The sequence below is a fragment of the Cohnella sp. 56 genome (assembly GCF_037963805.1).
Lineage (GTDB): Bacteria > Bacillota > Bacilli > Paenibacillales > Paenibacillaceae > Cohnella.
Genome location: NZ_JAZDQE010000025.1, coordinates 18,993 through 42,227, shown reverse-complemented (window position 1 = coordinate 42,227; position 23,235 = coordinate 18,993). Strand labels below are relative to the sequence as shown.

The 23,235-nt window shown below is 59.1% G+C and carries 21 protein-coding genes and 2 pseudogenes; 14 read left to right on the top strand and 9 right to left on the bottom strand.

The window, feature by feature from the left end; genetic code table 11:
* The first annotated feature begins 1 nt into the window (after nt 1).
* The 3 genes from VQ071_RS27635 (at nt 2) to VQ071_RS27625 (ending at nt 3,960) form a co-directional block, all read left to right on the top strand.
* On the top strand, nt 2-679 hold the full coding sequence (locus VQ071_RS27635) for a sulfite oxidase-like oxidoreductase (RefSeq protein WP_340517879.1): 678 nt from the start codon (nt 2-4) through the stop codon (nt 677-679).
* Nucleotides 680-681: 2 nt separating this feature from the next.
* Nucleotides 682-1,425: a nucleoside phosphorylase gene (locus VQ071_RS27630; protein ID WP_340517877.1), complete on the top strand. Its 744-nt coding sequence runs from the start codon at nt 682-684 to the stop codon at nt 1,423-1,425.
* Between the two features lie 1,032 nt (nt 1,426-2,457).
* Nucleotides 2,458-3,960 carry a glycosyl hydrolase gene (locus VQ071_RS27625; RefSeq protein ID WP_340517875.1) on the top strand — a complete coding sequence of 501 codons (1,503 nt, stop codon included), beginning with the start codon at nt 2,458-2,460 and terminating at the stop codon, nt 3,958-3,960.
* Nucleotides 3,961-4,096: 136 nt separating this feature from the next.
* Here VQ071_RS27625 and VQ071_RS27620 read toward each other — a convergent pair whose 3' ends face one another.
* Nucleotides 4,097-4,987 carry a LysR family transcriptional regulator gene (locus tag VQ071_RS27620; RefSeq protein WP_340517873.1) on the bottom strand — a complete coding sequence of 297 codons (891 nt, stop codon included), beginning with the start codon at nt 4,985-4,987 and terminating at the stop codon, nt 4,097-4,099.
* Nucleotides 4,988-5,095: 108 nt separating this feature from the next.
* Between VQ071_RS27620 and VQ071_RS27615 the strand changes: the two genes are divergently transcribed.
* The gene (locus VQ071_RS27615) at nt 5,096-6,373 is read left to right on the top strand and encodes an adenylosuccinate synthase (RefSeq protein WP_340517871.1); all 1,278 of its coding nucleotides are present in this window, start codon (nt 5,096-5,098) and stop codon (nt 6,371-6,373) included.
* A 21-nt stretch (nt 6,374-6,394) separates the two neighbouring features.
* Here the strand turns inward: VQ071_RS27615 and VQ071_RS27610 are convergent, their stop codons facing one another.
* Nucleotides 6,395-6,754: a MerR family transcriptional regulator gene (locus VQ071_RS27610; protein WP_340517869.1), complete on the bottom strand. Its 360-nt coding sequence runs from the start codon at nt 6,752-6,754 to the stop codon at nt 6,395-6,397.
* A 103-nt stretch (nt 6,755-6,857) separates the two neighbouring features.
* Here VQ071_RS27610 and VQ071_RS27605 point away from each other — a divergent pair, with 103 nt between their 5' ends.
* Together VQ071_RS27605 and VQ071_RS27600 are read left to right on the top strand one after the other, a co-directional pair.
* Nucleotides 6,858-7,568 (top strand): SDR family NAD(P)-dependent oxidoreductase, encoded by a 711-nt coding sequence (locus tag VQ071_RS27605; RefSeq protein ID WP_340517867.1) that lies wholly within the window; start codon nt 6,858-6,860, stop codon nt 7,566-7,568.
* Nucleotides 7,569-7,737: 169 nt separating this feature from the next.
* Nucleotides 7,738-8,865: a S1C family serine protease gene (locus VQ071_RS27600; protein WP_340517865.1), complete on the top strand. Its 1,128-nt coding sequence runs from the start codon at nt 7,738-7,740 to the stop codon at nt 8,863-8,865.
* 140 nt (nt 8,866-9,005) lie between these two features.
* Here the strand turns inward: VQ071_RS27600 and VQ071_RS27595 are convergent, their stop codons facing one another.
* Nucleotides 9,006-9,305: a DUF6809 family protein gene (locus VQ071_RS27595; RefSeq protein WP_340517863.1), complete on the bottom strand. Its 300-nt coding sequence runs from the start codon at nt 9,303-9,305 to the stop codon at nt 9,006-9,008.
* 153 nt (nt 9,306-9,458) lie between these two features.
* On the opposite strand from VQ071_RS27595, the gene VQ071_RS27590 reads away from it, so the two are divergent.
* Entirely contained in the window at nt 9,459-9,686 is a 228-nt protein-coding gene (locus VQ071_RS27590) for a helix-turn-helix domain-containing protein (RefSeq protein ID WP_340517861.1), read from the top strand.
* Nucleotides 9,687-9,765: 79 nt separating this feature from the next.
* Here the strand turns inward: VQ071_RS27590 and VQ071_RS27585 are convergent, their stop codons facing one another.
* On the bottom strand, nt 9,766-10,578 hold the full coding sequence (locus VQ071_RS27585; RefSeq protein WP_340517859.1) for a helix-turn-helix domain-containing protein: 813 nt from the start codon (nt 10,576-10,578) through the stop codon (nt 9,766-9,768).
* A gap of 121 nt (nt 10,579-10,699) precedes the next feature.
* Between VQ071_RS27585 and VQ071_RS27580 the strand changes: the two genes are divergently transcribed.
* Together VQ071_RS27580 and VQ071_RS29380 are read left to right on the top strand one after the other, a co-directional pair.
* Nucleotides 10,700-11,521 (top strand): phytanoyl-CoA dioxygenase family protein, encoded by an 822-nt coding sequence (locus VQ071_RS27580; RefSeq protein WP_340517857.1) that lies wholly within the window; start codon nt 10,700-10,702, stop codon nt 11,519-11,521.
* Between the two features lie 25 nt (nt 11,522-11,546).
* Nucleotides 11,547-12,557 (top strand): YfiT family bacillithiol transferase, encoded by a 1,011-nt coding sequence (locus VQ071_RS29380; protein ID WP_445293348.1) that lies wholly within the window; start codon nt 11,547-11,549, stop codon nt 12,555-12,557.
* Between the two features lie 99 nt (nt 12,558-12,656).
* On the opposite strand, the gene VQ071_RS27565 is transcribed toward VQ071_RS29380, so the two are convergent.
* Nucleotides 12,657-14,120, bottom strand: coding sequence for a hypothetical protein (locus VQ071_RS27565; RefSeq protein WP_340517855.1), 1,464 nt, complete (start codon nt 14,118-14,120; stop codon nt 12,657-12,659).
* The gene (locus tag VQ071_RS27560; protein WP_340517854.1) at nt 14,107-14,658 is read right to left on the bottom strand and encodes an RNA polymerase sigma factor; all 552 of its coding nucleotides are present in this window, start codon (nt 14,656-14,658) and stop codon (nt 14,107-14,109) included. The genes VQ071_RS27565 and VQ071_RS27560 overlap by 14 nt, the downstream gene beginning before the upstream one ends.
* Nucleotides 14,659-14,789: 131 nt before the next feature.
* Between VQ071_RS27560 and VQ071_RS27555 the strand changes: the two genes are divergently transcribed.
* On the top strand, nt 14,790-15,641 hold the full coding sequence (locus VQ071_RS27555; protein ID WP_340517851.1) for an AraC family transcriptional regulator: 852 nt from the start codon (nt 14,790-14,792) through the stop codon (nt 15,639-15,641).
* Nucleotides 15,642-15,692: 51 nt separating this feature from the next.
* Here VQ071_RS27555 and VQ071_RS27550 read toward each other — a convergent pair whose 3' ends face one another.
* Entirely contained in the window at nt 15,693-15,989 is a 297-nt protein-coding gene (locus VQ071_RS27550; RefSeq protein WP_340517849.1) for a hypothetical protein, read from the bottom strand.
* Nucleotides 15,990-16,021: 32 nt separating this feature from the next.
* Here VQ071_RS27550 and VQ071_RS27545 point away from each other — a divergent pair.
* From VQ071_RS27545 to VQ071_RS27535, 3 genes and pseudogenes are all read left to right on the top strand, one after another.
* A pseudogene (locus VQ071_RS27545) lies at nt 16,022-16,287 on the top strand (hypothetical protein).
* An 88-nt stretch (nt 16,288-16,375) separates the two neighbouring features.
* Complete coding sequence (gene catA / locus VQ071_RS27540) at nt 16,376-17,041, top strand: type A chloramphenicol O-acetyltransferase (protein WP_340517847.1); 666 nt, start codon at nt 16,376-16,378, stop codon at nt 17,039-17,041.
* A 14-nt stretch (nt 17,042-17,055) separates the two neighbouring features.
* Nucleotides 17,056-17,169 (top strand): annotated as a pseudogene (locus tag VQ071_RS27535) (VOC family protein); the annotation flags it as partial.
* 72 nt (nt 17,170-17,241) lie between these two features.
* On the opposite strand, the gene VQ071_RS27530 reads toward VQ071_RS27535, so the two are convergent.
* Together VQ071_RS27530 and VQ071_RS27525 are read right to left on the bottom strand one after the other, a co-directional pair.
* Entirely contained in the window at nt 17,242-19,146 is a 1,905-nt protein-coding gene (locus VQ071_RS27530) for an S-layer homology domain-containing protein (RefSeq protein WP_340517845.1), read from the bottom strand.
* A 223-nt stretch (nt 19,147-19,369) separates the two neighbouring features.
* Nucleotides 19,370-22,492 (bottom strand): BTAD domain-containing putative transcriptional regulator, encoded by a 3,123-nt coding sequence (locus VQ071_RS27525; RefSeq protein WP_340517844.1) that lies wholly within the window; start codon nt 22,490-22,492, stop codon nt 19,370-19,372.
* Between the two features lie 238 nt (nt 22,493-22,730).
* Here VQ071_RS27525 and VQ071_RS27520 point away from each other — a divergent pair, with 238 nt between their 5' ends.
* Complete coding sequence (locus VQ071_RS27520) at nt 22,731-23,231, top strand: DinB family protein (protein WP_340517842.1); 501 nt, start codon at nt 22,731-22,733, stop codon at nt 23,229-23,231.
* Nucleotides 23,232-23,235: the final 4 nt, after the last annotated feature.

The following is a 23,235-nucleotide window of genomic DNA, read 5'->3' as shown; positions in this document are numbered from 1 at the left end:
GATGCACAACAAAGCGAACCGTCTGAAAAAAGCGAAAGTGCCGGCCGCCGCGGCCAGCATCGATCCGGCGCTGCGCCATCGGGTGCCCCCGGGGCAGACCGTGACGGAGAAATTCCCGATTCTGCATGAGGGCGATGTGCCTGTCTACGATCTGAACGAGTGGCGGCTGACGGTGTGCGGCGAGGTGGAGGAGGAGCGCTCCTTCACGTTCGATGAGATCATGCGGCTGCCTGCGACCAAGGTCGTGCGGGATATCCACTGCGTGACGCGCTGGTCGAAGCTCGACACCGAGTGGGAGGGCGTGCTGTTCAAGGATCTGCTGCCGCTGCTCGGCGTCAAGCCGGAGGCGAAGTACGTCATGTTCCACGCCGATCCGGACTACGAGACGAATGTGCCGCTCGAGGACTTGCTGAAGGACGACGTCATGCTCGCCTATCGCTTCGCAGGAGAGCCGCTCACCGACAAGCACGGCTGGCCGCTGCGTACGCTCGTGCCGCATCGCTACTTCTGGAAAAGCGCGAAGTGGATTCGCCGCATCGAGTTCATGCGCGAGGACCGGCCGGGCTTCTGGGAGCGCAACGGGTTCCATAACGAAGCTGATCCGTTCGCGGAGGAACGGTTCTCCGGCGAAGCGCTGCCGATTCCCGAGGACGAATGGACCAAAAAGGAGTTCGATTAACGATGTACTTGCCGATCTTGCAGATTCACTCCGAAGACATTCCCGAATACGCGATCGTCTGCGGCGATCCGCGCCGGGCCGAAGTTATCTCGCGCAAGCTGGAGGGCGTGCGGGAGCTGGCGTTCGCCCGCGAGTACCGTACGTTCGTCGGCGACTACCGGGGCGTACGCCTCGCGGTCGTCAGCCACGGCGTCGGCTCTGCGGGCGCGGCCATCTGCTTCGAGGAGCTGATCCGCGCGGGTGTCAAGACGCTCATCCGCGTCGGCACCGCCGGCTCGTATTCGGAGCAGACGCCGGCCGGCAGCCTGATCGTCAGCACGGCGGCCGTCCGGGCCGACGGGCTGACCCGGTCGATCGTGCCGGACGGATTCCCGGCCGTCGCGGACAGCCGCATCGTCGAGGCGCTGGACGCGTCGGCGCGCGAGCTCGGCGGCGTCGTCAGCCGCGGCATTACCGTGACGCTCGACGCCTTTTTCCAGGGCGCGCTGGACATCCCGCACAAGACGTACAAAAAAGCGGGCGCCATCGGCGTCGAGATGGAGATCGCCGCGCTGTACGTCGTCGCGAGCTTGCGCGGCGCGCGGGCGGGCGCGATCCTCGCGGTCGACGGCTACGCGGACGCCGATCTCGCGGCCGAGTACGACCCGCACACCGATGCCGTCGCGCAGGCGGTCGAGCGGGAGATCGAAGCCGCGCTCCGCGCTGTCGCGAAGCTGGCTGAGCAAGACGCGAAGCCCTCGGCGTAAGATGCGACGGCATCGACGGAATAGAGAAGGCAGCGCGCTCCGAGAACCGCACAACTTTGTGCGGTTCTTGTCCGTTCATTCGCCGCGCCGCGAGTAATCGCGCCCCACCCGCCACAGCCGCGCCCGCGATCCTCTCAGTCCCGCGCAGCCCACCCCCAGAACCGCACAATTTTTGTGCGGTTCCTGCCCGCTCATCGCCCGCGCCGCGAGCAGTCGCGCCCTTCTCGCCCCCGCTGCCCCCGCGATCCCTCCAGCCGCGCAACCCACCCTCAGAACCGCACAATTTTTGTGCGGTTCCCGCCCGCTCATCGCCCGCGCCGCGAGCAGTCGCGCCCTTCTCGCCCCCGCTGCCCCCGCGATCCCTCCAGCCGCGCAACCCACCCTCGGAACCGCACAATTTTTGTGCGGTTCCTGCCCGCTCATCGCCGCGCCGCGAGCAGTCGCGCCCTTCTCGCCCCCGCTGCCCCCGCGATCCCTCCAATCCCGCGCAACCCACCCTCGGAACCGCACAATTTTTGTGCGGTTCCTGCCCGCTCATCGCCCGCGCCGCGAGCAGTCGCGCCCTTCTCGCTCCCGCTGCCTCCGCGATCCCTCCAGCCGCGCAACCCACCCCAGAACCGCACAATTTTTGTGCGGTTCCTGCCCGCTCATCGCCCGCGTCGCGAGCAGTCGCGCCCTTTCCGCCCCCGCTGCCTCCGCGATCCCTCCAGTCCCGCGCAACCCACCCTCAGAACCGCACAATTTTTGTGCGGTTCCTGCCCGCTCATCGCCGCGCCGCGAGCAGTCGCGCCCTTCTCGCCACCATCGCGCCCCACGCCTTTATTTCTTCAAATCTCCCAAAGAAACTAATAACGATGAATACAAACCACTAACTTACAACGCATGTTTGGATAATGTTTTCTAATAATTTAATATATATAACTAACAAAAATGTCTTGATGAATAACAAAACAAGACTTATAATATCCACGAAACCGCTTACATCGCTCGCTTGCCGGTGTCGGTTCTCCAAACTACGAGGAGGTTATATTTATGAAGCGCTCAGCTTGGATGTTGCTCTTATGTATGGCGCTCACCTGCTTGACGATTACGCCGGTGCTCGCGCACACGGTATCCCCGGTCAACTCCGCTTCGTCGCAGAAAACAAAGGATGTCTATAACTGGCTTGCGCATCTCCCGAATCGTTCTGGCAGCAAGGTGCTCTCGGGCTTTTTCGGCGGCTATAGCAATGGCGGATTCTCCACATCGCAGCTGAACTCGCTTGTCTCGGCGACAGGGCAGTATCCCGGCATTTTCGGCTGCGATTATGGCTCCGGCTGGGCTACGGCGTCCGACCCGACGACATTGATCAACTATAGCTGCAACTCGGATTTAAAGACTTACTTTAATAATGGCGGTCTGGTCACCGTCAACGTCCATTATCCAAGTCCCGGCTCCGCTACGGGAGGCAACCTGAACACGAAGCTGACCAACTTCGGGGATCTGCTGAATGAGAGCACGGCGACCGGCGCACGCTGGAAGGCTTATCTCGACAAGACGGCCGCTGGCCTGCAGGATTTGAAAAATGCCGGCGTCACGGTCATCTTCCGGCCTCTTCACGAGATGAACGGGGACTGGTTCTGGTGGGGCAATCAGGATGCGGCCACATATAAAAATGTGTGGATCAATATGTACAACTACTTCACGAATACCAAAGGGTTGAACAATCTGATCTGGGTCTATGCGCCCGATGCCAGCAGGGGCAACCGGACCTCGTATTACCCCGGATCGAGCTATGTCGATATCGTCGGGCTGGATGCATATAGCGACAATCCTTCGACCGTGGCGGGCTATAGCGAGCTGGTCGCCTTGGGCAAGCCGTTCGCATTCTCGGAGATTGGCCCGAGCACGACCGGCGCTTCGTTCGACTATACGAAGTGGAGCAGCGCCATCAAGAACAATTTCCCGGCGACGGTTTACTTCTTCGCGTGGAACGATGGCTGGTCGCCGGCGAACAATGCCAACGCTTATGCGTTCATGAACGACAGTGCGATCGTGAACCGCGCGGGCATTAATCTGTCCGCCATTACGGAGAGCGGCGGGTCCGCATCCCTACTGTACGGCTTCGAAAATTCCAGCAACGGCTGGGCGGCAAGCGGCGTGTCCGGCGGCCCGTGGGCCGTCACCGAATGGGCGGCAAGCGGCTCTTATTCTCTGAAGGCCGATATCAATCTGGGCGGCGGATCGGCCACCCTGTACAAACTGGCCGCGCACAATCTGTCCGGCAAGTCGGCGCTTAAGGCGACGGTGAAGCATGCGAGCTGGGGCTCCCAGGGCAGCGGCATGCGCGCCAAGCTGTATGTGAAAACCGGCGCCTCATACACCTGGTACGACGGCGGCACAATTCCGATTAGTACCGGCAACACCGTACTGACGCTCAATCTGTCCGGCATTGCCAATCCGGGCGACGTCAGAGAGCTTGGCGTGCAGTTCGTGACGGCCTCTAACAGCAGCGGCCAGTCCGCTGTCTATATCGACAATGTGACGATTCAATAATCGGCGCACGCACATGACGGACAGGGGCAACCCGCCGCAGCCCCTCGGCGCCGATCGCGGCGCCGGAGGGGCTTGATCGCGGCGCCGGAGGGGCTTGATCGCGGGACGAGGATGCCGCGAAATGGATTGCAGCCGCTCACAGCTTTCTCAATGGCAACATCGCGAGAAACGAATTGGTCGCTGAGGACAAGGGCACGCCTCGCAATGTAGCGATGCCGATGTTGCGTTCGGGAACGGGAGGGCTTAGCGGAATTTCTACAAGCGAGCCTTCCCGCAATTCTTCTTGGACATAATTTTGGAGCACAAAGGCAAGGCCGAATCCGCTTATTGCAAAGCGGACCAGCAGATCGATACTTCCCAGCTCGAACTCAGGTTTGAGCGTGATCTGATGCATGGCCGCATAATGATCCAGATAACGTCTGGTGCTGCTTCCCGTCTCCAGCAGCAGCAGTGGGTAGTTTTGCAGATCATTAACTGAAAGCGGAGTTTTGGATAGTTCGCCAAATTTGCTTCCTGCAACGAGGCTGTCCCGTAGAGGTATGCTTTCGTAAAATTCAATCTGTTTATCGGAAGCAGGCAAGCTTACAATTCCAAAGTCGATTTTTCCTTCCTTGAGCAGGGCAAGCGTTTCCGGCGTGGTCCGGTTGGTGACCCGAATGCGAATTCCCGGATACTGCAAATGAAACTTTTCCAGATAGGGAAGCAGATAGTGCTTGCACAATGTATCACTTGCCCCGATCGCGATCTCCCCGCTGATTAAGCTGTTCATATCGGCAATCGCCTTTTCTCCGATGTCAACAAAGTTAAAGGCCTGCTCGATGTAATGAAAAAGAACCTCGCCTTCCGTCGTTAACGTGACGCCCTTCGGCGTTCTGAAAAAAAGCTGACCGCCAAGCGAGTCTTCCAGCCGCTTCACGGTATGGCTCACTGCCGGTTGGGTGATATGCAATCGCTCGGCAGCCTTTGATAAGCTCCCTGTTTTTGCAATCCAATAAAAGACCCGGTACCACTCCAGATTGACTTCCATTAGCATAACTCCTATTTATATCTGGCATTATTAATATCAATTATTTTAATGCGTTCTCCTTCATTTATCATTAGTTTGTGAGCAAACGATGAATAGGAGGCGGATTATATGACAGTAACCGCAATCGTAGGAGCAAATTGGGGAGACGAAGGGAAGGGAAAGATGACGGATGTGTTGGCAGCGCAGTCGTCCTATGTAGTCCGTTACCAGGGCGGAAGCAATGCGGGACATACGATCATTAATCAGTTTGGAAAATTTGCGCTGCATATGTTGCCTTCGGGCGTATTTTACCCCCATGTCACAAATGTACTCGGTCCGGGTGTGGCACTGGATATTGGAGCGCTGCTGGAGGAGCTGAAGACGTTGTCCCTGCGTGGCGTACCTGACCCGCGGCTCATTATTTCTGAGCGTGCTCAAGTGGTATTGCCGATCCATCCCATGATCGACCAACTTGAGGAGGAGCGGCTGGGCGCCCGGAACTTTGGCTCGACGAGACGCGGAATTGCGCCTTTTTACTCGGACAAGTATGCCAAGCTTGGCGTGCAGGTGAGTGAATTGCGAGATCCGGCTCGGCTTCGGGATCGTATCGGCCAGCTTCTCGAGACGAGGAATGTACTGCTCAAGCATCTTTACGGGCAACCGGCAGTTCACGTCGACGAATGGATCACGCAACTCAGCGAGTACGCAGAACATCTGATGCCATATATCGGCGATACGACTTCATTATTAAACGACGCTTATCAAAGCGGTGAGCCAATTCTGCTGGAAGGACAACTCGGTGCCCTGAGAGATCCGGATCATGGGATTTACCCGTTCACAACATCTTCTTCAACGCTTGCAGGGGGCGCACCGGTCGGTGCAGGAATTCCGCCATATGCAATAACCAGAATCCTGGCTGTAACCAAGGCTTACTCAAGCTGCGTAGGAACCGGACCGTTCGTGACAGAGCTGCGAGGCAATGAAGCGGATGAACTGCGTTGCCGAGGCGGCGATTCGGGAGAGTACGGGGCTACGACCGGTCGGCCAAGGCGCGTCGGGTGGTTTGACGCGGTCGCTACGCGTTATGGATGCCGCATACAAGGTGCTACCTCAGTCGCATTGACGAATCTGGACGTACTGGGCTACTTGGATGAAATCCCCGTTTGCGTAGGGTATGAGACAGAAGAAGGGGTCTGCAGTCAGTTTCCGATCACTGCTAAGTTGCTGTCGGCAAAGCCCGTGTACAAGCGGCTGGCAGGATGGAAGTGCGATCTCTCCCAGGTTTCCGCATATAGTCACCTGCCCGAAGCCGCCAGAAACTATATTGATTTTGTCGAATCAGAGATCGGTGTGGCAATCACAACAGTATCGGTTGGCCCGAGACGTGAACAAGTCATGGAGCGGTAACCGGGCGGAGACGCGCGGCGGCTAATAATTCTCACCGCGATAATAACGCTCCAGCTTCTCCTCCAAGCGAACGAGCTGCGCCTGCTTCTCCTCGATATCGTGCAGCAGCTTGAGCTTCTGCGCCTGAATCATATAGATTCGCTCCGGCAGGGTGGAGGTGCCCTCCTTCACCTTGTCATAATACGTCTTGATGTCCTCCACGCTCATCCCGGTCTCGCGGAGACACTTGATGAAGAGCAGCCAGTTCCGGTCATGCTCCGTATAAAGCCGATTGTTCTGCTCGCTGCGGGCGGCAGGCTCCAGCAGTCCCTTTCGTTCGTAAAACCGGATAGCCCCGACATTGATTCCGACGTCCTTCGCCACTTCTCCGATCGTTAGCATACGCGCCCTCGCTTATCTAAAATTCATGGTTGACCTACACTAAGTGTAGCATAGTAACTTATAAATCGTGAAAGGCAACCAACCTATGGAAAGAGGGATTGGCGTGAAAAAGACCGCATTCGTCACCGGCGCAAATAAAGGAATCGGATTCGAGATCGTGAAGCAACTGGGTGAGGCCGGCTGGAAAGTCCTCCTTGGCGCACGTAATGTCGAGCTGGGCCAAACGGCCGTCGCCGACCTGACTGCCAAGGGGCTGGACATCGAATTTGTACAGATCGATATGAGCGACCTGCAGTCCATCGAACAGGCGGCCGACACGATCAGCAAAAATCACTCGGAGCTGACGCTGCTGATCAACAACGCCGGCATGCCGGGCGCGTTCTCCCGCTCGTTTACCGATACCAAGGAGGAAGACCTGCGCAACGCCTTCGAAGTCAACTTTTTCGGCACTTTCCGCCTGAACCAGCGCCTGTTCCCGCTCATCAAAGCGAACGAAGGCACCGTCGTCAACGTCTCGACCGACATGGCTTCCCTGGACCATATGCAAAATTCCGAATTCACTTTGAACGCGTTCGACTACAACTCCTCCAAAACGGCCAACAACGCCATGACCCTGTCGATGGCTTATGAAGTCAGAACCGGCGGTGCGCAGGTATTCGCGGTGACGCCCGGCTTCACGACCACCGATCTGAACGGCAATGCCGCAGGCGGGAAATCGAAGGAAGCGGCCGCAGCGATTATTGTGGGCTACGCGACGGACGGACAGCGGCATAATGGCGAGTTTTTGGACGAGAAGGGCGTTTTTGCCTGGTGATTTGAGGCTATGAAAAGGAAAAATACTTGCCGTCCAGCGTGCGGGGCGCAGACACCATTGCGGTGTCTGCGCTCTTTTTATCTTTCAGGAACCTTTTAGGCTCATTTAAGCTCCATTTTAGGTTGAAGGTCCATGATAGAGTCATAGCAAGCAAGGGAGGATGACTCGAATGAATGAACAGAACGAGAATAACCATGAAATAAATAACCATAACGAGCCTGTGTCGATCTACCGCTATGATTCCGTTAACCGAGTGGAGTCGTTACGTTCTGTCTACGAAGAAGAGTTGAACGCAGCAGTCGCAGCCGAGCAAGCGGCAGCTATGAACCATGACGGCGGCGGTCGCGGCCACCGACGCGGTAATCGCCCCAAAGGCGGCTCCTTCAAGTCGATCATCGCCTCATTCCTGGTCGGCGCCCTGGTCGTCGGCGGCATGAGCGTGATGGCGGATCGGATGAACCTGTTCAGCGGAGGGACCTCCGCCACGTTCGAGTCGGCAGCGGCCGGCAGCTCCTATTCGGATGCGGCAGGACTTACGACGGCGTCGGTCTCCTCTTCCTCGAGCGTAGACGAGAAGATTTCCACCGTGTTTGAACAGGCGAATCCCGCTGTCGTAGAGATTGGGAATTACGGCGTCGAGAGCCAATCGTCGGCCAATGGCCTTTTCGGCGGTCGCGGCGGCGGCTGGACAGATCCGCGCGGGCAAACGATGCAGCCGCAGCAGAGCGGCGAGCCGGTGCTAATGGGCACGGGAACAGGCTTCTTCTTCAATGAGGATGGTTACATCTTGACGAACGAGCATGTCATTGCGGACGCGACGGAGCTTAAGGTTACTGTGCCCGGATATGACGAGCCGCTCACGGCAAAGGTCGTGAATTCGAACGAGGAGCTTGATCTGGCTGTCATTAAAGTTGAGAGTCCGGACGGCAAGAAGTTCCCGGCGCTGACGATCGGGGATTCGGATCAAGCCAGCATCGGAGACTGGGTGATCGCGATCGGCAACCCTTACGGCCTGGATCATACGATGACCGTCGGCGTGCTCAGCGCCAAGGAGCGCCCGATTACGATTGCCGAAGAAGACGGTACCGAGCATCAGTACGAGCATCTGCTGCAGACCGACGCCTCGATCAACCCCGGCAACTCCGGCGGCCCGCTGCTGAATGACAAGGGCGAAGTGATCGGCGTGAATACGGCTGTGAACGCAGAAGCCCAGGGCATCGGATTCGCCATTCCGGCCTCGGTCATCCATGATGCGCTGACCGATCTGATGGCGGGGACGTCGGTGACGAGTCTTTAAAAGAGTACGCTATACAGAAAACCAAGGGCCGGGTCCGTTCACGCTGTGTGAACGCCCGGCTCTTGGTTTTTTTAAAGTCAAAGAGTATAGCCAGCCGGCTACACGGATGAAGCGAAGGGTGTCTCGGAAATCACTCTGTTTCAGTTCATATCTTTCTCCTTCAGCAACTCTCCCCAACTGGCCATCGTTTCGACCATCAAGGAAACCCCAAGCTGAAAACCATATTCAAATGCAGCCAGCATATCCAACTCTTCCATTTGAGAGCGCAAGTCCATTAGTCGCTCAAGTTCCCGATACTCTTCCTTACCAAGCCGACTCTTCCATAGGTTCATAGCTTTTGTGATTTGCTGATTAATGGTATGGTACGCCGGATCTTTGGAGACAATCTGCTCAAGTGGATTAAGTTGCCCGTTATACAGCTTTTCCAGCAGTTTTCGCATATTTCTCCTTCCTCCGCTTAACTGCTAAGCAGTAGTTGCGAGGTAATTAAATCGGTATTCTTTGCATGATTTGAATTCATTTTAGCGAAATTATCGCTAAAATTCCATAGCGAATTTTCCGCTAAAATATACTGCTTCTGAGGTGTAGCGGAGATGTATGCACGAATTCGGAATTTGCGCGAGGATAAGGATATGACGCAGACGCAGGTGGCGGCGTATTTGAGCTGTAGTCAGCGTATTTACAGCAATTATGAGCGGGGCGAGGTCGATATTCCGACCGCCATTCTAATCAAGCTGGCCGACTTGCATAACACCAGCACAGACTATCTTTTAGGCCGCACCGATGTTAAAAAGCCATATCCACCGAATCGATCGGTGTAGCCGCAAAATAAATCTATTTATCATCCATGAACAAAACCCGCCGCAGCCCCTCAGCTTCGGCGGGTTTTCGCATCGCATTCTATAGACCCCGCCGATAAGCGCTCGGCGCCATCCCGTACCTTCTCTTGAACAGCCGCGAAAAATGAAATTCATCGTAAAACCGCAGCGAAGCCGCGATCTCCTTGACCGTAGCGTTGGTCGTCTCCAGCGCCGCCTTGGCCGAGGCGAGCTTCAGCTCCTGCACATATTGGGTGGGCGACAGGCCGGTGCGCTCGCGGAAGCGGGTGTAGAAGGCGGTGCGCGACAGGCCGCTCAGCCGGACGTAGTCGTCGATCGGGACGGAGGCGCCGATCTGCTTGTGCATGCGGTAGAGGATGTCGTCGAGCTCGGGATGACGGCTGCGGCCGTAGGCGGCGCGTTCCTGGGCGAACAGATGCAGCAGCTCCTGCGCGGTCAGATGCACGGCCATGCCATAGCCGGCAGGCTGGAGGATGAGGCTGTCGATGAGGCGCTCGCACAACCGGATGGCGTCAGAGATGCGCCCGGTCGATACGGACCGCCAGGCATCGAGTCCGAGCTGGTCGGCTACATCCAGCGGATCGAAGTGAATGAAGTAGAACTTCCAATCGCCGTCCAGACAGCGGTACGCACAGGGCACGTCGCCCGAGACGAGGAGGTAGGTACCCGCCTCCATCACTTCGTTTGTATCCCCGTACATGATGCTCCCCCTGCCTTCATAGGTCACGAAGAGCCCGGCGCTCAGGAAGCCGTTCGGCTTGAGCGAATGATAGGTATCGTTCGCGCCTACCTTCCAGATCGATTGGAAGCGGAATGCCGGAGCCGCGAAGCCCTCGTCCATTGCATATGGAATATCCGTCGTGACCAACGCCAAGCCGCCCCCTCTGCATCATTATTTTGTACGATTATACATGTATTTGTGACGTCCCTCAATGGAAGGATACGCAGCCTCTCCCTATACTGAAGCTACAACCAACTGGAGGAGTGAGACGTGCATGCTGGTAAAGGTAGGGAACCGGGAGCTGGAGCTTGGCGGGGAGCATCTGACGGAGCTGAGAGATTCGAACGATATTATGCATAATTTTGACGCCCTGCGCGCCAGAATTGCGGAGGACGGCTATTTGCTGCTGCGCGGCTTCCACGATCGGGAGCAGGTGCTGAACGCCAGGCGCGCGGTGCTGCGCAAGATAGAGAAGATGGGCAAGCTCGACAGGGACACCCTGCTCGAGGACGGGGTGATGGCGGACGGCAGCAGGACGCTGTTTTTCGGCGGCACGAACGAGGATCTGCCGGAGCTGCTGGACGTGCTGAACGGCCCGCATATTATGGGCTTTTTCGATCAGCTGTTTGGCGAGAAGTCGCTGACCTACAATTACAAATGGCTGCGCGCGGTCGGCAAGGGCGATTACACGGGGGCGCACTATGATATAGTGTACATGGGACGCGGTACGCACAATCTGTACACCGCCTGGTCTCCGATCGGCGACATCAGCTACGAGATGGGCGGTCTGGCGATGTGCCTGGGCTCGCATCGGTTCGAGGAGCTGAAGCGCACCTATGGCACGAAGGATGCGGACTGGGACAAAGTGAACAACTACACGGACGATCCGCTCGCCATCACGAGCAAGTACGGCGGCAAGTGGGCGACGACCGAGTACCGGGCGGGCGATGTGATGATTTTCGGGATGTTCCTCATGCACTGCTCGCTGGAGAACATGACGAATCAGTATCGGCTGAGCGTGGACACCCGTTATCAATCCACCCTGGAGAAGGTCGACGAGCGCTGGGCCGGCAAAAAACCGCGAGGACATTTCTAGGCGTACGTCTGTCGGGAGGTGCTGGATGAAGGTCAGGCTCAGCGACTATCGCAGCGACTGGGTGCGGCTGTACCGGGACGAAGCTGCGTTGCTAAGCACAATATTCGGAGATGAGATCGTACGCTTCGAGCATGTCGGCAGCACATCGGTGCCGGGGATGAAGGCCAAGCCCGTCATCGACATGATGGGCATCGTGCGGGACATCGAGAGCATCGATCGGTACAACGACCGGATGCGCCTGCTCGGATACGATGTGGCCGGAGAGTGGGGCATCCCCGGCAGGCGGCTGCTCCGCAAGGGCGGCGAGGACAGGACGCATCATATTCACTTTTATCAGATCGATAACCCTCATATTGAACGTCATCTTATATTCAGAGATTATCTCAGGTCCCATCCCGAAGAAGCTGCGCGGTATAGCGGGTTTAAGGAAGAGTTGGCCGAACGCTTCGAGCATACGAGCGCGTATAGCCCGGCCAAGAAGGCTTTTGTGAGTGAGATGGAGCAGCTGGCGCTGGCTTGGTTCGCCGGGCGTTACCCGATTGGGCCGTTCATAGAGGTACGGGAGCCTGATGAGGAGCAGCGCAGGCAATTGATCGAGTCCATCGGCGGGATCGCCGTCAGGCTGCGGCAGGCGGTGGAGGGAGCGGGAGCGGAGCGACTGAACGCGCCATATCGACCCGGAGGCTGGACGGTTCGCCAGGTTGTCCACCATCTGGCCGATGCCGGGATGAATGCTTATATTCGCTTCAAGCGCGGGTTAACCGAGGACCGGCCGATCGCCGGCACCTTCCGGGAAGACCTGTGGGCGGAGCTGAACGATTATTCGGAAACGCCGGTCGAGGTATCGATTATGCTGCTGGAGGCGCTCCACGTCAGATTTGCGATATTGCTGACCCGAATGCAGCCCGCCGAGTTTCAACGCTCGGTTACCAGCCCGACGCATGGCGCCATGACGCTCGACGCAGCCCTTCAGCGGTATGTGTGGCATGCGCAGCATCATATCGCCCAGATTAATTCGTCTATTTATAGAAAGTAAATGGAACAAGCCGCCAGCGCACTGGCGGCTTGTTGGTCGTGCGGGAAGGCTGCGGATCTCAGGCGCCGAGACTCGCGCTATAGAACGCCCACTCTCCCTCTACGGTATCAAATACTGAATGCGGATCTCCTTGACCTTGCCGCTCGCGACTTCGAAGGTCAGGCGCTGCGTCTGCGATTCGTCTTCGAGCGCATAGGCGCAGTTGTCCGGATCGGTGCGCCCGTCGTTCGCTATGGCGATCGTCGGGTAGGCCTCCCGCAGCTGTGCGACGGTATCGCCGACGCGAACGCCCAGAGACGAGGCGTACCGGTCGTCCGTCAGCGTCATGTCGTCGATCCAGAACGTCTTGCCGTTGTCCTTGGGAGAGAACAGCTGTACCGCCAGGCCATCATAGACGAGCTTCTTGGTCCAGGAGCCGGTGAGCGTGTCCGCGCCGTCGCCGAGCTGCTCCTGGTGCTCGGACTTCGGCTGGCCCAACAGACCGACCAGGTCGAGCTTGTCGTCCCATGTCTGCAGCGGCAGGAACGAGCCGCCGATCTGAATCGCATACAGCGGGATCTCCTTGGCGGCCTGGGCCGGAGCGAAGTTCCATGCGTCCACGGTTAACCCGTCGTCCGCAGCGGCATAGGATAGCTCCATCTCGCCCACGGCTACCCGCGGGCTGTCGGCCGCAGGGCCGCTCGTCACGACCTGCACGCGCGCCGTCAGCCGGTCGGGCCCGGTCGCGATGCTGTATTGGGTCGTGCCGTAGGCAAGCCGGTCGCCTACGTCCGCCGTCGTCGTGGCTTCGACAGCTTTGCGGTAAGTGTGCCCGCCCGCCGTCAGCTCGATATAAATGTAGCCATTGATGTACTTCACGCTGGAGGTCGTATTGTGTGTCAGATAGGCGGATGGGAGCTGCACGGGCAGCTCATGCAGTCCGTTCGTCGTCACCGCATGGACCTCCTGTGTCCGCATGCCCGCTTCGTCGGTGCGTACCAGGATGACGACCAGCTCCGCTGTCCCGTCCTGATCCAGGTCGACCAGCTGCGCGGAGGCGGGCAGCTGCGAATCCAGCTTGCGAATGTTCCCGTGCCAGTTGAAGGACTTGACGATATTTCTTGCCGTATCTTCAAGGTAGACCTGATCATAGCTGCCGTCCGCCTCGTCCGCCTCATCCGCCCGGTTTACATACAGCCGGTATTTGCCGTCGATCGCGGCGAGCGTGCGCTCGCCTGCCGGCTCGTGCGACGCAGAGACGGTCGGCACCGGCGCCGTCCCGTCCGGCGGCACGCTCGGGCCAAGGGAGCTGCCCGGCAGGTCGGCGCCGCCCGTGCCGCTGCCGGACAGCTGGCCCGCCGCCAGCCATGCCGCGAGGCAGACGATGAGCGCACCCGACAGGATGCCGGCGAGCCGCAGCCGCGCGCGATGCCGGCCCGCCTCTCCGCCATGCGCGCGCCGTTCGATCTGCCCGATCGTCTGCTCGGTGAACCGGCGGCCCGGGAATGCCGCGTCGTCCCGCAGCTGCGTATACCAGGACGGTCTCCCCGCAGGCTGCCTACCATCCTCGTTATGCTTGCTCATATTCCGCACTCTCCTTCCAGGCTGCCGCGACCTTCCGGCGCGCGCGTGCGAGCCGCGACTTCACCGTGCCGAGCGGCACGTCGAGCACGCCCGCGATCTCCGCCAGGCTCATCTCGTATTTGGCGTCGAGCAGCAGCACCTCGCGATATTTGACAGGCAGCGCCAGCACCGTCCGCCACAGCGCTTCCGCATGGCTGCGGCTCAGCGCCTCTTGCTCCGCCGAAGGATGCGCGTCCCCGGTCAGCTCGCCCGGCCGGTCCATCAGCACGGCGCGGCGCAGGAACGCGGAGCGCCTGGCATTCAGCGCGACATTGCGCGTGATGGCGAGCAGCCATGTGCGTAGAGAGGATTGTCCCCGGAACGTGCCGATGCGCCGATATACCGTCAGAAATACGTCCTGCGCGACATCGTCGGCAAGATCGAACCGGCCGGTCACATAGAACGCGTAGTCCCACACCGTCTGCCCGTACGTCTCCATCAGCTCTCTGAAGCTCTCCGCGCCGAATGAACCGATATTTTTCCAATAATCCGGTTCCATTTTCTCACCTCGCCTATTAGACACCTTATCCGGGGCAAAGGTTCCCTGGGAGCCTTGCATTATCGTGCATGGATTGCACGGACGCGCGTTTCTCACTAGTATATATTTCAATCAGGAGAGGATGATCGCGGATGGATTGGGTCGAAAGAATGAACGGTGCTATCAGCTACATCGAGGATCATATCGCGGGAGATGTGGATTACGAGACGGCTTCCCAAATCGCTTGCTGCTCCGTGTACCATTTTCAACGGATGTTCTCGTTCATTGCGGATGTCTCATTATCGGAATATGTAAGACGCAGGCGGCTGACGCTGGCAGCCTTTGAGCTCCAGAATAGCCCTGTTAAAGTCATCGACCTCGCGCTCAAGTACGGGTATGAATCGCCGGAAGCATTCACGCGCGCATTCCAGAACATGCACGGCACTACGCCGACCGCAGCGCGCAAAAATGGGACAAAGCTCAAGGCCTATCCGCGGATCTCCTTCCAAATCTCAATTAAAGGAGTTGCGGAGATGAATTACAGAATCGAGGACGCACCGGGATTTTCCGTCGTAGGGCTGCAGCAATGCGTCGACACCGACCAGGCTTTCCGTATCGTTCCCGACATGTGGGCAAATGCGGCGCGGGAAGGACTGTTCGAGAGGCTGTGGGAAATCAGGGCGGACGCTCATCCGGTGAGGGGAATTCTCGGCGTATGTGCGGACGGCGGCTTCGGAACAAACGAACAATTCCATTACATCATGTCCATCGTCTCGGGACAGGAGCCGCCGGAGCCGATGATAAAAAGAGACTTCCCGGAGGCAACCTGGGCGGTGTTCGAGGCGGAAGGAGGACCGGAGGGTATCGGGGAGATATGGAAACGCCTCTATACCGAGTGGGTCCCGACCTCCGGCTATGAACTCGCCGATCTGCCGGCCATCGAGTGCTACTTGCCGCCGGAAGAAAACAAAAACGAGCTATGGGTAGCGGTTGTGAAGAAATAAAACAAGTTGTCTGGGTGTGGTGCGCGTACCGAGCTGCAATATCATGAGCGGTTAGCCATCCCGGCGAATGCGCAGCACCTGAATCTCGCGATCCTCGATCGTCGCGTTGTACTCGGGGGCCCAGGTTCGCGTTATCGTCTGCGGGCTTGCCGGAATGCCCCGGTTCGATGACGAACGGGCAAAGATGGCGGCGATCGTCATGCCGGCTGCCAGAATCGACATGAGCCATTCGCCGCTCGAGATCGCCACGACCGCGCCGATGCCGAAGAAAAATACCCCGAACCAAATAAGCGCCTTCTTCTTGCGCAGCTCGCGCAAACACGCGGCGGCAGTGTAAACTGAATACATTCCGATTCTGTCGCCCGAGAGGAAGGATAACGTTGGGGTACGAATCGAAGACGAAGGAAACCGACGCCAGCGTCATTGCATTTATTGAAGAGGCCGATCCGAAAAAGCGCGAGGATGCCTATGCGCTGCTGGATCTGTTCACGGAGACGAGCGGGAGCGGCTGCTGCAGGACTTGGGCAAGCACATGGCGGGCAAAGGCTGCGTGTACATCAATAAGGTTGCGGATATCAACACCGACGTCTTAAAAGCGCTGATCCGCCAATCCGTCGCTTTTTTGAAGGAAAAGTATCCGGGTTAACGCAAATACGAAGAGGAATGGGATGAAGGACATGGTTAAAGCAGTCGATGTTCCCTCCTAAAATATAAAATTTTAGGAGGGCGAAAAAATGAAATTTGATCCGATCGATATGGAATGCTGGCCGAGAAGGCCCTACTTTGAGCATTATTTGAACCATGTAAGGTGCTCCTACAGCATGACTGCCGATATCGATATCACCTTGCTGCGGACAGAACTGAAGGACATGGGGATGAAGCTGTATCCGGCCTTGATCTTTATGATCTCGACAGTGGTTAACCGCCACTGCGAATTCCGAACTTGCTTCGATTCGGAGGGGCGGCTGGGCATTTGGGATCGCATGTCTCCCAGCTTCACCATCTTTCATGAGGAAGAGCGGACTTTCTCCAGCGTTTGGACGCCGTTCGATGAGACCGCGTCGTTTCAGAGGTTTTATGGCGGTTATATTCAAGTGACCGAAGCGTACAAAAATGCCAAGCAGCTGTTCCCCGACACGAGCGAGCCGCCGAACACGTTCCCGATCTCCGTCATTCCTTGGGTCAGCTTCACCGGATTTAACCTGAATGTGTACACGGGAGGCGCGTATCTGCTGCCCATATTTACGATCGGAAAATACCGGCGGCAGGACGACAAGCTCTTGCTGCCCCTGTCGGTACAGTTCCATCATGCAGTCTGCGACGGTTATCATGCCGGCTTGTTGTTCAATGAGCTTCAACAATCGGCGGTGAATTGCAGGGGCTGGCTGGCGGATAAATGATCGTGCCGGAAGAGAAAGGGATGGAGACCTTCAGCGAGATCCAGAACTACGAGAATGTATATAAGCTGTGCTACTGCCGGGGGCCGGAGGGCATTATTTTGGAGCTGGCGGAGCGAATTAAGCGTTAGCGGCTTTCGAAGCCGCCCGCCAAGCAGAAAAGCCGTCAGGGCGCACCCTGACGGCTTTCTTCTAATTCGTTGCTACCCTATAAGCGGCTGTACTTCCGTATCGCAGCTCAATTGCGATTTGCCGGAGGTATCCTTCACGGCACCGGTCTTGAAGGTGACGCGGACGACGTCGCCCTGGGCCAGATCGATGCCGCCGGCAAGCGTGATCGTGGCCGAAGGATAATTTAGGGTTGGGAAATAAGGCACCCCCAGGGGCGGAAAAGGAATCTCCGGGAATTGCGACGGCGGTATCGCGCTGGAATTCCATTCGAAGGTGCTGCCACCCAGATCCACAGTGACTTCGTTCGGTTTGCCCGGATTAATGACGATAGACGCGATCAACTCGTCGATGCTCGACTTTTCCAAGGTTTGCTGCTGCAAGTCGTCGTTGAACTGAATGGCGATGGTATGCTGGTTAGCGCCGGCATACAGCTGTTCCAGCGAAGCCAGGGTGGTGATCGTCGGAGTATCGACGTAATAGAGCTGAGCGAACCTGATGACACGGCCTGCATCATCAGTTGCGGCCAGCCCGATATTGTTCCGCCCGCCGCTCACGTCAATGTCTTGGCCGGCTGCATACAGCGCGCCGTATGTCGTCGTCCCGGCCGCCGGCATCAGAGGAACGACACTGGCGAATACGCGCCACTGCGTAGCGTCCGACGGCAAGCTCAGTCCAGCAATCTTCGCCGTTCCCGGCATGGAGCCTGGCTCCGGAGATGTGTACTTGTTGAACGGAAGATCCAGCGGCGCTAGCGCAATCTGCGAGCCGTTCACTGTAATATCGCTGAATCGAACGACGGCCTGGGTCTCGGCATCGACTTCATACAGACCGATATGCTCGCCCGCGGCGGCATTCTCGATATTGCTGCCCGACGGATAGGCGGCGCCGATCTCGCTCGCGTCGTCTCCTGCGTATGGCACGGTGAACGCGGCGGCCTGCTTGGCCACGCGCAGTGCGTTCCCCTCGCCGGCCGTAGAGACGATTCGAACCGCATCCACTACCGTACCCTGCTCCACCGCATATCCGTCAATCGCAGGCGCCAGCGTCTGCAGCGGCGGCTGCGAAGGCGACGGCGAAGGAGACTGCGACGGCGAAGGAGAAGGTGTCGGCGACTGCGACGGTGTCGGTGATGGAGTCGGAGATTGCGATGGCGACGGTGACGGAGTCGGCGACTGTGATGGAGTTGGAGTCGGCGTAGGCGTCGATACCGGCGCAGGTGTCTGCGGTGACGGTGTGGCCGTAGGCGCAGGTGTAGTTGTAGCCGTCGGTGTAGGGGTAGGCGTCGGAGTCGGAGACGGTTTAATTATCTTATACGCCTGATCGGCCTCATAAGCGCCTATGAGGAGCAGATCCCGCGTCGCGTTCGCTTGGCCGCCGAATTTTCCGTCTGCGCCGTTGCTCAACAGCTTCTGCTGCAAGGCTAATGCGACGTATCCCTTGGCCCAATCGGACACGGTAGTGTCGCTCACTCCGGTGGTTTTCAGCGCATCGTCTTTTTGACCGAGTCCCTTAATCAGGAATGCCGCCAGCTGCTCCTTGGTCACATCTCCCGCAGGATCGTACACGCCTCCGCCGTAACCGTCCGTAATACCGGCTTTTTTCACCGCCTCAATGTACGGCAGCGCATAACCGTTCGCCGCATCGTCGGCCTTTACATCCTTGAAGCTGGAGGTTTTCAGACTCGTGTCGACCTCCAGATTGAAGATCAATGATGCGACCTTGGCGAATTGGGCGCGGGTCATCTCATCCTTGAGGCCGAAGTTGTTCTCCCCTATGCCGTCGAAGATGCCCGCCGAGATCAATGCGTCGAACTTGGCCTTTGTCGCCGCGTCCAGGTCCTTCAGATCGGTGAAGTCGGCAGACGTCTTCGCGAACATGACCGCGTTCGGCAGTGACAGCGATAGAGCAAGAAACAAACCAATCGTGCGTTTTTTCATCGTAAACCGATACGCCCCCTCCGCATGGTATTCAAACTGAGACCATGGTAACAAAAACGACTAAACAAAATCTGCATGGTAAAAACATCCGAAAACCCGAAAAGCCTTGTCCCGTAAGGAAAGGCTTCTCGAATCCGAGTGTTTTCCAGCATTTGTATAACGCCGTTTTTTTAGACGATTGGCGATATTTGTCGGAGACGCAGCCGAACGATCTGCCGCATGCCTACCGGATGTTCAGCAGCGCTCTGGCTTCTTCCCCCGGCTCCAGCCTGTACTCGCTGCGCAGCATCCGCTTCAGCGCGTCATACTGCTTGAGCGCGGCGATCCGGTCGTTGCCCGAGAGGTAGGCGCGAATGATCCGCACATGTACGTCCTCCCGCCACGCGGCATGCTTCAGCGCCTTTTTGAGGACGGCGACAGCCGCAGGGTAATCTTGTGCCTGCATATAGTAGTCGTTGATGCGGAACAGCAGCGCGACGAAGTCGTTCTCGAGGCTTTTGCTGGCCTGCTCGGACCAAGGGTAGGCGTTGCCCGCGAGATAGGGACCGTCATACGACCTGGCGATCGATTCGCAGCGCCCGATGTTATCGGCGTCCAGCGGGTCGTCCGCGGCGATCCACTGCTCGAATTCCAGGTAATCGCAGTCCAGCACACCCGTGTCGATACGGTAAAATCCGCGGTTATGCTGCACGATGCCCGCGATGCCGATACGGTCCAGCGTCTTGCGCAGCAGATGCACCGTCGTGTTCAGATTCGCGGACGTCTTGGCGGAGTCGTCGTCCCATAGCGCGTCCATGATGCGGTACCGGTCCACCGCCTCGCCCCGGTGATGCACAAGATAGGCCAGCAGCTCCTCGGCCTTGGCCGTGCGCCAGCGGATCTCCCGGCCATCGGCGGCGCATGCCTTGAACCTGCCGAAGCAGCTCACCGTCAGCCGTCCGGCGGCAGGCGCAGCCTCCTCTGCCTCGCGCGCCGACTCCTCCGGCACGCAAGCCTCCAGCAGCCTCGCCGCGTATACCGCGGAGCCTGCCGCCCCGCGCGTCTCCGCCGCCAGATAGGCGGCCAGCAGCTCCGCCATGACCGCGCCCTCGTCGACGAAGCTGCGGACGAAGCCCTGCGGCTCTGCGAGGCGCAAGGCCGTGTCCAGCCTCGCCAGCGCTTCGCCCGTCCGCCCGAGACCGCGCAGCGCCGCGCACTGCACGAGCAGCGCCTGAATGCGGTCGCGCAGGCGATCCTCTCTGCACAGCAGCGCGTACAGCCGCTCCGCCAGGCCCAGCGCCTCCTCGCCGCGCCCGCAGGCGGCCAGCACCCGGGCCAGCGCCAGATGCTCGGTCACGCTGCCCGCCGACACCTCGTCCGCATGCGACATGCCGCATCGCGCCAGCCACTGCGCCGCCCGGCGCAGGTCGCCCTGCCGCATGTGCAGGCAGGCCTCCTCCGCTTCGATCCTGCGCATATACAGATCGTAGTCGGGCGAGTCGACGCGCGCCCGCAGCTGGATCAGCAGGTCCTCCGCTTCGGCCGCATGCCCGCGCGCCTGCGCGATTCGAGATGCGCTCCCGTACAGATGCAGCAGCGTCCGGGCGACGGGCGGCGTGTCGCTGCGTCCCAGCAAGCGCCGGACGCAGGCCTCCGCCTCCTCGAGCCGGTTCCATTCGTACAGCAGCTTGCTGTACGAGGCGTTGAGCGACATGACGAACGGGTGGGCCAGGTTGCCGCCCCAGATGCCCAGCCACTTGTCCATGAAGGCGAGGGCGGCATGGTAATCGTTGAGGTAGCCCATATGATCGTCGAATTCGTCGAGGACGTGATTGTTGTTGAACGAGACCGTCCGCAGCAGGCGCGCTTCCGGGAAGAGCCGCTCCGCGCGCTCGAAGTAGTCGGACACGCCGCCCAGATCCTTGAGCAGATAGCAGGAGACCCCGCTCAGAAAATACAGGTTGCCCATGACCGCCCGCCAGGCGGTCTCGTCCATCGCGCCCTGCAGCGACTCGTACCGGGTCCGCGCCTCGCCGATCTTGCGCGCAGCCGTCTCCTTCTGCCCGCTGCCGGTCAGCAGCAGCAGGTAGAACATTTCCGCCATCGGCTTGCCTTCCAGGCTGCCTTCGGGCAGCCGCAGCACCCACCGGCTCAGCGTCGCGCCTCTGCTGCGGATCAGCTCGGGCAGATGCCGCTCGATGAGCCGCACGGCGTCCTCGTACTGCCGCCCTTCCATATAATGCTCGCCGGCCTCCTCGATGGAGCCCTGCGCCTCCAGCCATCGTGCGGCTCTCGCATGGGCCGCCGCCCAGCCAGCCGGATCGCCGCCGGAGAACTGATCCCGCAGGAAGTCGGATAGCAGGTGGTGGTAGCGGTACCACTGCCGCTCCTCGTCCAGCGAGATCAGGAACAGATTAAGCTGCTCGAGCCGCGCGAGCAGCGCGCGCGCATCGGCCCGGCCCGTCACGGCCTCGCACAGCGCCGGATTCATGCGCGCCAGGACGGAAGACTCGAGCAGGAAGGCGCGCAGCGGCGCCTCAAGCTCCCGGAGCACTTCCTCAAGCAAATAGTCCGCGATCCGCTGCTGTCTGCCGCTGAACTGGCGGATAAACGCAGCCGGGTCCGGACTGTGCTTCAGCGAGATGGACGCCAGCTGCAGGCCGCCGATCCATCCCTCCGTCTGCCGTACGAGCGCCGACGCCTGCTCGCCCGTGAGCGCCAGCTCCGCCTTGCTTGTCAGAAACTTCAGGCCCTCCTCCAAATCGAACCGCAGATCGTTCGTCGTCACGCGGTGCAGCTCGCCTCGGGCGAGCAGCCTGGCAGCCGGAAGCGCCGGATCGGTGCGGCTGGCGACGAACAGATGCACGCTGCCCGGCAGGCGCTCGACCAGATATGCCCAGGAGCGGTAGATGGCGGGCAGCTCGATGAATTGAAAATCGTCGAGCACGATCGCCAGCTCGCCTTCAAGCCCGCACAGCTCGTTCAGCAGCGCCTTGATCGCGGGCTCTGAGGACGAGGCAAAGGACGATACCTGTGACTGCGCCGTTGCCGGAGCGGACGAGGGCCCTTCCTTAATCAGCGGCAGGACCGACGCGCCGAAGCCCGGCGCCACAACCTCGACGGCGGCCGTCACACCGCTCCAGAATTCGATCCAATCGTTGTCCTGCCGGTCCAGCGAGATCCATGCGACAGGGAGCGGGGTTTCGCGTGCCCATTGGCTCAGCGCCGTCGTCTTGCCGTATCCGGATTGGCCGGATACCAGCGTCAGCTTGGCCTCCAGCCCTTCGTTCAGCTTCAGTGTCAATCGGGGCCGGGCGATGACCGCGCCGCGATTATCGGGAATAGCAAGCTTGGTGCGTACGATCACTCGGGGTGCCTCCGCTGCGTCGACTTGTCATCGAGAATGTTGTAGACATTTAATTCTCCGAATGAGCTTCAGATTCCTTCGACAAAAAGCGCGCAGGGTGCGATTTCGATCCCGGAGCGTCAGGAGCGGCGCGGCGAAGCGGTTATTTTGCAGTTGTTGAAGCGTCCGTCGGCTACATTTGCGGAACGTATGTTCGTTTTGTATAATGGTGTTATTATTTGGAAAAGTGGGGATGCGTGTGTCCGATAGTCAAGCGGTGCTCGAGCGCTACAGATCGATAACAAACTGGGCCGGTGAATTGGCTGCGTTGGATGAAGCGGCGTGGATCAGACCGATCGCGGCAGGCAAAGCCTCGACCGCCGGCATTATAGCCCATCTCTTGAATTGGGACCGATACCTGATCATCTATGCGATCCCTGCCGTGCAGCGCGGCGAGGGCGTCGTCTTCCCGGACTTCGATCCGTTCAATGCGGCGGCCTACGACTATGCGAGGTCGGGTGTGAGCCAGAGACAGCTGCTGGATGAGTTCCGCGCCACCCGCGAGGAGCTCTGCGAGCTCCTGCTCGACATCGGCGAGGATACGCTGAGACGGCCTGTGACCGCCAATGGCGTCGAGCGGTGCCCGCATACGGGGACGCCGTATTCGCTGCTGTATATCATTGAAGAGTTCATCGACCATGACCGTCATCATCAAAATCAAATCGACCATGTACGGCTGGCGTTACAGGGCGGCGCCTGAGCCG